6 protein-coding genes and 1 pseudogene are annotated in these 9,602 nt (G+C 73.2%); 5 read left to right on the plus strand and 2 right to left on the minus strand.

The genetic code is table 11. From position 1 onward, the window contains the following. Window positions 1-913 (plus strand): App1 family protein phosphatidate phosphatase (locus HGA02_RS04415; protein ID WP_168677957.1); only part of this gene is annotated, 913 nt, incomplete at its 5' end. Window positions 914-1,030: 117 nt separating this feature from the next. Here the strand turns inward: HGA02_RS04415 and HGA02_RS04420 are convergent. After that, on the minus strand, window positions 1,031-1,231 hold the full coding sequence (locus HGA02_RS04420; RefSeq protein ID WP_124341215.1) for a hypothetical protein: 201 nt from the start codon (window positions 1,229-1,231) through the stop codon (window positions 1,031-1,033). A 323-nt stretch (window positions 1,232-1,554) separates the two neighbouring features. On the opposite strand from HGA02_RS04420, the gene HGA02_RS04425 reads away from it, so the two are divergent. From HGA02_RS04425 to guaB, 3 genes and pseudogenes are all read left to right on the plus strand, one after another. Further along, complete coding sequence (locus tag HGA02_RS04425; protein WP_343035266.1) at window positions 1,555-4,290, plus strand: cellulose binding domain-containing protein; 2,736 nt, start codon at window positions 1,555-1,557, stop codon at window positions 4,288-4,290. A gap of 173 nt (window positions 4,291-4,463) precedes the next feature. Further along, window positions 4,464-5,951 (plus strand): annotated as a pseudogene (mqo, locus tag HGA02_RS04430) (malate dehydrogenase (quinone)); the annotation flags it as partial. A gap of 8 nt (window positions 5,952-5,959) precedes the next feature. Further along, complete coding sequence (gene guaB, locus HGA02_RS04435) at window positions 5,960-7,747, plus strand: IMP dehydrogenase (RefSeq protein WP_246247419.1); 1,788 nt, start codon at window positions 5,960-5,962, stop codon at window positions 7,745-7,747. Window positions 7,748-7,858: 111 nt separating this feature from the next. Here guaB and HGA02_RS04440 read toward each other — a convergent pair whose 3' ends face one another. Beyond that, complete coding sequence (locus HGA02_RS04440) at window positions 7,859-8,578, minus strand: exonuclease domain-containing protein (RefSeq protein WP_168677961.1); 720 nt, start codon at window positions 8,576-8,578, stop codon at window positions 7,859-7,861. Between the two features lie 165 nt (window positions 8,579-8,743). Between HGA02_RS04440 and HGA02_RS04445 the strand changes: the two genes are divergently transcribed. After that, window positions 8,744-9,602, plus strand: an 859-nt coding sequence (locus tag HGA02_RS04445) for a GuaB3 family IMP dehydrogenase-related protein (RefSeq protein WP_168677963.1), incomplete at its 3' end; no start/stop codon positions are given.

The raw sequence follows: 9,602 nt of genomic DNA on the forward strand, positions 1-9,602 counted from the left end.
GGTCCCGGACGACGAGCTGCCCGGTGCCGGAGCCGACGCGCACATCGACGCGGCCGAGCCGCCGTCGACGCGCGGCTGGCGCTCCTTCGCGACGGCACAGGTCGCGGGCGTGGCGCTGCGCGTGCGCGTCGGCGGCCACGAGCACTCCGTCGTGTCGGACCGCGGGGGCTACCTCGACGTCCGGCTCGAGTCCGACCTGGAGCCCGGCTGGCACCACGTCGAGCTCACGACCGAGGACGGCGTGAGCGCGCAGGCACCCGTGCTGGTGATCGACCCGGCCGTCCGCGTCGGCCTCGTGAGCGACATCGACGACACGGTCATGGTGACCCGCCTGCCGCGTCCGCTGGTCGCGGCGTGGAACGTGCTCGTCCGCAACGAGGACGCGCGCGAGCCCGTGCCCGGCATGGCCGAGCTGTACGCGGAGCTGCGACGACGTCACCCGGGCATGCCGGTGGTCTACCTGTCGACGGGTGCGTGGAACGCGGCGCCGGCGATCTCCCGGTTCCTCAAGCGGCACGGCTACCCGGCCGGCCCGCTGCTGATGACGGACTGGGGGCCCACCAACACCGGCTGGTTCCGCAGCGGCCGGGCGCACAAGGTCGCGCAGCTGAGGCGCCTCGTGCACGAGCTGCCCGACGTCCGGTGGGTGCTCGTCGGCGACGACGGCCAGCGCGACCCCGAGATCTACGCGGGTGCGGCGACGCACCACCCGGACCACGTGCGCGCGATCCTGCTGCGGCAGCTCACCTTCAGCGAGCACGTCCTCGCGCACGGCCTGCCGACGCCCACCCCGGAGTCACGGGCGGCCGAGCGGGCCGCCGCGGCGGCGCCGGGCGGCATCCCGGTGCTGCAGGGTGCCGACGGGTACGAGCTCCGGCGCGAGATCGGCCCGGAGGGCATCGCCGGCGGCTGAGCCGTTCCGGCGCCCACGAGGTGAGGCTCCCCACCGAGAGCGGCACACGCGTGCCGTGCTCTCGGCGGGGAGCCTCACCGGCGTCGGGGACGCGGTCGCGCCGGTCGTCGGAGCCCGTCAGAGTCGCTGCGGGTCGTCCCAGTCCTCGCTGCTCGCGATGGCTTCGTCGTCGGCCTCGATCTCGACCGCGTGCAGCGACCGCGGGGCCCGCGTCGGGTCGCCGCCCGAGCGTGCGTCCGCGGCGGCCAGCTCGGCCTCCGGGAGCGGGGGCTCGGCGAGGTGCTCGGCGGCGGGGTCGGAGGTCAGGTCGCGGCTCATGGGAGGTTTCTACCGCTGCTCCTCCCCCGTCGCACCTGCGGACCACCGGGTGATCCGCGCCACCTCGCGGGCTGGACACGAACGGGCGCTCGGGGTCGGGCGAGGGTGCGAAAGGTTTCGTCCTCTGACCGGCTCTCGAAGCGCTTCGATACCGTGCGGCCACCCGTCGCCCGGCGCCCGTCCGAGGGTGTCCGGCGGCGGGGCCGACCGGCCGGGCAACCCGCGCCCGGCGGGCACCCCACCGCCTTCACGAAGGAGTGCAGCGGATGCGCGTCCCTGCTCGAACCTCCCCCGACAGACCCGGCCGCCGGCCACGACGCCTCGTGGGCGCCGTCCTCGCCGCCGCACTCGTCACCGGCGCCGGCACGGCCGTCGCCCTCGGCTCCCCCGCGACCGCGGCCACCCCGTCGTACACCTGGGGCAACGTCGAGGTCGTCGGCGGCGGGTTCGTCCCCGGCATCGTCTACAACCAGTCGGAGAAGGGCCTCGTCTACGCCCGCACCGACATCGGCGGGGCGTACCGCCTCGACCAGGCGACCCGACGCTGGGTCCCGCTGCTCGACCACATCGGCTGGGACGAGTGGAGCCACACCGGCGTCCTCAGCCTCGCGACGGACGCGGTGGACCCGGACAAGGTCTACGCGGCCGTCGGCACCTACACGAACTCGTGGGACCCGCAGAACGGCGCGATCCTGCGCTCGAGCGACCGCGGCGAGACCTGGCAGAAGACGATGCTGCCGTTCAAGGTCGGCGGCAACATGCCCGGCCGCGGGATGGGCGAGCGCCTGCAGGTCGACCCCAACGACAACCGCGTGCTCTACCTCGGCACCGAGAGCGGCAACGGGCTGTGGCGCAGCACCGACTCGGGCGTCACGTGGGCCAAGGTCGTCTCGTTCACCAACCCCGGCAACCACGTGCAGGACCCGACGTCCACCAACGACTACCTCACGAGCAACCAGGGCGTCGTGTGGGTCACGTTCGACCCGTCGAGCGGCACGAAGGGGTCGCCGACGAAGACGATCTACGTCGGCGTCGCCGACAAGGAGAACACCGTCTACCGGTCCACCGACGCGGGTGCGACGTGGCAGCGGATCCCCGGCCAGCCGACCGGGTACATCGCGCACAAGGGCGTCTACGACGCGAAGGGCAAGCAGCTCTACATCGCGACCAGCGACACGGGCGGCCCGTACGACGGCGGGCACGGCGACGTGTGGCGCCTCGACGCCACGACCGGCACGTGGACCAGCATCTCGCCCGTCCCGTCGTCCAGCAGCGACCAGTACTTCGGCTACTCCGGCCTGACCGTCGACCGCCAGGACCCCGACACCCTGATGGTCGTCACGCAGATCTCCTGGTGGCCGGACATCATCGTGTTCCGCAGCACCGACCGTGGCGCGACCTGGAGCCGGATCTGGGACTGGGCCGGTTACCCGAACCGCGACCTGCGCTACGACCTCGACTACTCGGGCGCGCCGTGGCTCACGTTCGGCAAGACGTCCGCACCCGTCGGCGAGCCGCTCGTCAAGCTCGGCTGGATGACGGAGTCCTTCGAGATCGACCCGTTCGACTCGGACGAGTTCCTGTACGGCACCGGCGCGACGGTCTACGGCGGCAGCAACCTCACCGCGTGGGACACCGGCGGCAAGGTGAAGATCGGCGTCAGGGCGCAGGGCATCGAGGAGACCGCGGTGCTCGACCTCGCGGCTCCCCCGGGACCGGTCCAGCTGATCTCCGGGCTCGGTGACGTCGGCGGGTTCGTGCACACGGACATCACGAAGGTGCCGTCGCAGATGTACACCCAGCCGTACCACGGCTCCGTGACCGGCGTGGACTACGCGGAGGCGAAGCCCGCGACGATGGTCCGCGTGGGGCAGGCCGTCGACGGGACCGTCGAGTCGCACATCGGCGTCTCCACGTCGTCGGGGTCGTCGTGGTGGGCGGGCCAGCAGCCCGCGGGCGTGACCGGCGGCGGGACCGTCGCGATGTCCGCCGACGGCGGCACGATCGTCTGGAGCCCGGCGGGCACGGGCGTGCACCGCTCGACCACGCTCGGCTCGTCCTGGACCGCGTCGACGGGCGTCCCCGCAGGGGCGCGCGTCGAGGCCGACCGCGTGGACGCACAGAAGTTCTACGCGTTCGGCGAGGGCCGGTTCTACCGGTCGACGGACGGCGGCGCGTCGTTCACCGCGTCGGCCGCGACCGGCTTCCCGACCACCGGCAACATCCGGTTCGGGGCGGTGCCCGGCCACGAGGGCCACGTCTGGCTCGCGGGCGAGACCGGCCTGTGGCGGTCGACCGACTCGGGTGCGACGTTCACGAAGCTCGCCGGGTTCGAGGACGGCGGCGCGGTCGGGTTCGGCAAGGCGGCCCCCGGCGCGACGTACCCCGCGATCTACACGACGTCGAAGCTGAACGGCGTGCGCGGGTTCTTCCGCTCGACGGACGCGGGTGCGACGTGGGTGCGGATCAACGACGACGAGCACCGGTACGCCTGGACGGGTGCGGCCATCACCGGCGACCCCGACGTGTTCGGGCGCGTCTACGTCGGGACCAACGGGCGCGGCATCGTCGTCGGGAACACCTCCGGCACCGAGCCGACGGTGACGCCGACGCCGACCGTCACGCCGACGGTGACGCCCACCGTCACGCCGACGCCGACGGTCACGCCGACCCCGACCGTGACCCCGACCCCGACCGTCACGCCGACGGTGACGCCCACCGTCACCCCGACGGTCCAGCCGACCGGCTGCTCGGTGCGGTACACGACGAACGACTGGAACACGGGGTTCACCGCGTCGGTCCGGATCACCAACAACGGGTCCGCGGCGATGAACGGCTGGACGCTCGCGTTCACGTTCCCGTCGTCGCAGCAGGTGACCAACGGGTGGTCGGGCTCCTTCACGCAGACCGGGCAGTCGGTCGTGGTGACGAACGCGCCGTGGAACGGCGCGATCGCCGCGAAGGGCAGCGTGGACATCGGGTTCAACGGCTCGCACGCCGGCGGCAACCCGAAGCCGACGGTGTTCACGCTCAACGGGACGGCCTGCACGGCGGGCTGAGGCCCGCGACCAGCACCGACGTCCACCGCGCCACCTGACGGGGGCGGCGGGCCGCGCACCACGGCGGCCCGTCGTCCCCGTCGGTCGTCCCACGACCCGCCCGAAGTCATGGGACGAGAGAGACGAACGTCACACGTCCCTCGCTGTAGAGATTCTCGACGTCGACATACGCTCGAATCGTGGCGCATCGCGAAGAGACAGTGGACGTCGTCCTCGTCGGCGGCGGGATCATGAGCGCGACCCTGGCCGCGCTCATCACGACGCTCGAGCCGACGTGGACCGTCGAGATCCACGAGCGCCGCGCGGAGGTCGCGACCGAGTCGTCGAACCCGTGGAACAACGCGGGCACCGGCCACGCCGCCCTCTGCGAGCTCAACTACACGCCGCAGCGCCCCGACGGCACGATCGACATCACCAAGGCCGTCACGATCAACGAGCAGTTCGAGCTCTCGCGCGAGCTCTGGAACCACCTCGCGACCAACGGTCGCCTCCCGGGCGGGACCGGCTTCCTCTCCTCGACCCCGCACATGACCTTCGTGCGCGGCGAGGCGAACGTCGACTACCTGCGCCGCCGGTGGGAGACCCTGCGCGCGCACCCCCTCTTCTCCGACCTCGAGTTCAGCGCCGACCCGGCCACGATCGCCGACTGGGCGCCGCTGCTGGTCGACGACCGCGACCCGGCCGAGCCGGTCGCCGCGACGCGCGCGAGCTCCGGCACGGACGTCGACTTCGGCGCCCTCACGCGCTCGATGCTCGACGACGCCCAGAGCCGCGGCGCGCGCCTGCACGTCGAGAGCGAGGTCACGCGCCTGCGGCAGGGCCGCGACGGTGCCTGGACGCTGCGCGTCAAGGACCGTCGCTGGAACGGCAACCGCAAGGCCCGCCGCGTGCGTGCGCGCTTCGTGTTCATCGGCGCCGGCGGCGGCGCGCTCCCGCTGCTGCAGAAGTCGGGCATCCCCGAGGCCAAGGGCTTCGCGGGCTTCCCGATCAGCGGGCAGTTCCTGCGCACCACCAACCCCGACATCGTCGCCCGGCACCAGGCGAAGGTGTACGGCAAGGCCGACATCGGCGCCCCGCCCATGTCGGTCCCGCACCTCGACACGCGCGTCGTCGACGGCGGCACCGCGCTGCTGTTCGGCCCCTACGCCGGCTGGAGCATGAAGTTCCTCAAGCACGGCTCGTGGCTCGACCTGCTGCGGTCCATCCGCCCCGACAACCTGGTCCCGATGCTGGCCGTCGGCGTGCGGAACCTCGACCTGCTCAAGTACCTCATCAGCGAGGTCACGGCGACGGACACCGACCGGCTGCGGACGCTGCGCGCGTTCATGCCGACCGCGCACCCGCGCGACTGGGAGCTCATCACCGCCGGCCAGCGCGTGCAGGTCATCAAGCGCGACCGGAAGAAGGGCGGGGTGCTCGAGTTCGGCACCGAGCTCGTCACCTCGGCGGACGGCTCGATCGCCGGCCTGCTCGGCGCCTCCCCCGGCGCGTCGACGGCCGTCGCGACCATGCTCGACCTGCTGGACCGCTGCTTCCCCGAGCGCGTCGAGGGCTGGCGCCCCCAGCTGCGTGCGATGATGCCGTCGCTCGGCGGCGCGCACTGGGACGAGTCGTTCGAGCTCGACCAGCTCGTCGACGAGCGGGTCGCCACCGACCACTGAGGAACGCCATGACCGTCCACGACGCGGCGACGCCGGTCGTGCCGGTGAGCGCCGAGATGCGCCGCGCCAAGGTGCGCGCCGCGACCGACCACACCACCGTCGGGCTCGTCGACACCACGCCCGACGGGCGCGTCACCATCGCGTGCGCGTGCGGCATGCAGCTCACCAACGGCCCGACCTGGACCCTCGACGAGCACATCCGGCTGCACCGCGCCGAGGCGCGCTTCCTCGCGCTGTCGGCCGTCGCTCCCCCGGGCATCCCCCGGCTCGTGGCCGCGCACGTCGTCGCCGGCGAGGTCACCGACCCCTTCGCGCGGATCGGGCTCACGTACGACGACGTCCTGCTCCTCCCGGGGGAGACGGACGTGATCCCGAGCGAGGTCGACACGACCTCCCGGCTCACGCGCGAGATCTCGGTGCGCGTCCCGCTGCTGTCGGCGGCGATGGACACCGTCACCGAGTCGCGCATGGCGATCGCGATGGCCCGGCAGGGTGGCATCGGGATCCTGCACCGCAACCTGTCGATCGAGGACCAGGCGCACCAGGTCGACCGCGTCAAGCGCTCCGAGTCCGGCATGGTGACCGACCCCGTGACGGTCTCGCCCGACGCGACGCTCGCCGAGCTCGACCGCCTGTGCGGCACCTACCGCGTGTCCGGCCTGCCCGTCGTCGACGCGCAGGACCGCCTGCTCGGCATCATCACCAACCGCGACCTGCGGTTCGTCCCGGCCGCCGACTTCGAGCACCGTCGCGTGCACGAGGTCATGACGCCCATGCCGCTCGTCACCGCGCCCGTGGGGATCGCGCGCGACGACGCGGCCGCGCTGCTCGCGAAGCACAAGATCGAGAAGCTGCCGCTCGTCGACGACGCCGGCGTCCTGCGCGGGCTCATCACCGTCAAGGACTTCGTGAAGTCCGAGCAGTACCCCGACGCGACCAAGGACGGCGAGGGCCGCCTCGTCGTCGGTGCGGCGATCGGGTTCTTCGGCGACGCGTGGGAGCGGGCGACCGCCCTCGTCGACGCGGGTGTCGACGTGCTCGTCGTCGACACCGCGAACGGTCACGCGCGGCTCATGCTCGACATGGTGCGCCGCCTCAAGTCCGACCCGTCGACGCGCGCCGTCCAGGTCATCGGCGGCAACGTCGCGACGACCGCGGGCGCGACCGCGCTCGTCGAGGCCGGCGTGGACGCCGTGAAGGTCGGGGTCGGTCCCGGCTCGATCTGCACCACGCGCGTCGTCGCGGGCGTCGGCGTCCCGCAGGTCACCGCCATCTACGACGCGGCGCAGGCGTGCAAGCCCGCCGGGGTGCCGGTCATCGGCGACGGCGGCCTGCAGTACTCGGGCGACATCGCGAAGGCGCTCGTCGCCGGTGCCGACACCGTGATGCTCGGCTCGCTGCTCGCGGGCTGCGACGAGTCGCCGGGCGAGCTCGTGTTCGTCAACGGCAAGCAGTTCAAGCACTACCGCGGCATGGGCTCGCTCGGGGCGATGGCGTCCCGCGGGCGCGTCTCGTACTCGAAGGACCGGTACTTCCAGGCCGACGTCACGACCGACGAGAAGATCGTCCCCGAGGGCATCGAGGGCCAGGTGCCGTACCGCGGCCCGCTCGCGGCCGTCGCGCACCAGCTCATCGGCGGCCTGCACCAGTCGATGTTCTACGTCGGCGCGCACACGATCCCCGAGCTGCAGTCCAAGGGCCAGTTCGTGCGGATCACCGCGGCCGGGCTCAAGGAGTCCCACCCGCACGACATCCAGATGACGGTCGAGGCGCCGAACTACAGCTCGCACCGCTGACGTCCGCCGACGCCCGGGTCCCGCAGGCGGGGACCCGGGCGTCGTCGTGCGCGGCAGGGGCGACTCGCTGCCGCGGCGGGCCGTGGGGCGGTGGAGGCGGGTGTCCGCCGGCTACCAGAGGGTGCCGACGGGCTCGCGCGCGGGCCAGGTGGGCTCCGCGCCCGGGCCGTCGAGGCCCTTCTCGGTCCGCCACGCGTTGAAGCTCTCCGCCCATGCGCGGTGCGCGGTCACCTGGTACTCGTGCAGCGTGTCGAGGTCCAGGTCCGCGAGGTGCGGGAAGCGCCCGACGATGCGCTCCAGGACGTCGAGGGTCGCGACGACGTCGACGTCGGCGTTGTGCAGGTCGCCCGACTCGACGACCTCGTAGACGCCGCACAGGTCGACGAGCTTGCGCTTGCCCTCGCGCTCGCGGTCCTCGGCGCGGTCGAGCACGAGCGGGTCGATGACGGGCCGCGCGGCGCCGAGCAGCCGGTCGGGCAGCGTCGGGAGGCGGTGGCGGCGCAGCTCGGCGTCGAGCAGGCACAGGTCGAACGCGGCGTTGTAGGCGACGACCGGGACGCCGGCGCGGAACGCCTCGGCGAGCTCCGCGGCGATCTCGTCGAGCGCCACCTTGGGCGCCGTGCCGTGCGCCTTCGCGTGCTCGGTGCTGACGCCGTGGATCGCGGCCGCGGGCTCGGGGATCTCGACGCCGGGGTTCAGCAGCCACGTGCGGACGTGCGTGCCGGCGGCGTCGCGGCGGACCAGGGCGGCGGTGACGATGCGGTCGCGGTCGACGTCGAGCCCCGTGGTCTCCGTGTCGAAGCCCAGCAGGGGTCCGTCGTTCCAGCCCATCGTGCGTCCTTCGTCCGTCCGGCGTGCTCACTGCGCGGCGCACGCGCCTCGCGGTGGCGGGCTCGTGGTGCCGCCCGCTTCGCCAGGATCGCACCGACCACCGACAGCGCCGTGCACCGACACGTCGCGCGCCGGAGGCCCGCGGTGCGCCGGTAACCTGGTCCGGTGAGCAACGAGATCGAGATCGGGCGCGGGAAGCGCGGGCGGCGGGCCTTCTCCTTCGACGACGTGGCGGTCGTCCCGTCGCGGCGGACGCGGGACCCGGAGGAGGTCTCGGTCGGCTGGCAGATCGACGCCTACCACTTCGACCTGCCGGTGCTCGCGGCGCCGATGGACTCGGTGATGAGCCCGGCGACCGCGGTCGCGCTGGGGCAGGCCGGCGGTCTGGGCGTGCTGGACCTCGAGGGTCTGTGGACGCGGTACGAGGACCCGTCGCCGCTGCTCGCGGAGATCGCGACGCTCGACGTGGCGCGCGCGACGGCCCGCATGCAGGAGATCTACTCCGCGCCGATCCAGCCGGAGCTCGTGAGCCAGCGGCTCAAGGAGGTCCGCGCGGCGGGCGTGACGGTCGCGGGCGCGCTGTCGCCGCAGCGCACGCAGGAGCTGTGGCGGACCGTCGTCGACGCGGGCGTCGACCTGTTCGTCATCCGCGGCACCACCGTCTCGGCCGAGCACGTGTCGGGCCGCGCGGAGCCGCTCAACCTCAAGCGCTTCATCTACGAGCTCGACGTCCCGGTCATCGTCGGCGGCGCGTCGACGTACACGGCGGCCCTGCACCTCATGCGCACGGGTGCGGCGGGCGTGCTCGTCGGCTTCGGCGGGGGAGCGGCGCACACGACGCGCGTGTCGCTGGGCATCCACGCGCCGATGGCCACGGCCGTCGCGGACGTCGCGGCGGCGCGGCGCGACTACCTCGACGAGTCGGGCGGCCGGTACGTGCACGTGATCGCCGACGGCGGCGTGGGGCGCTCGGGCGACCTGGTGAAGGCCGTCGCGTGCGGGGCGGACGCGGTGATGCTCGGGG

This window comes from Cellulomonas septica (assembly GCF_012396155.1).
Taxonomy (GTDB): Bacteria; Actinomycetota; Actinomycetes; order Actinomycetales; family Cellulomonadaceae; genus Cellulomonas; species Cellulomonas septica.

Coding starts and splice junctions, on each gene's coding strand:
- guaB (WP_246247419.1), top strand. CDS start 5,960: ATGACCGTCCACGACGCGGCGACGCCGGTCGTGCCGGTGAGCGCCGAG.
- HGA02_RS04440 (WP_168677961.1), bottom strand. CDS start 8,578: ATGGGCTGGAACGACGGACCCCTGCTGGGCTTCGACACGGAGACCACG.
- HGA02_RS04420 (WP_124341215.1), bottom strand. CDS start 1,231: ATGAGCCGCGACCTGACCTCCGACCCCGCCGCCGAGCACCTCGCCGAG.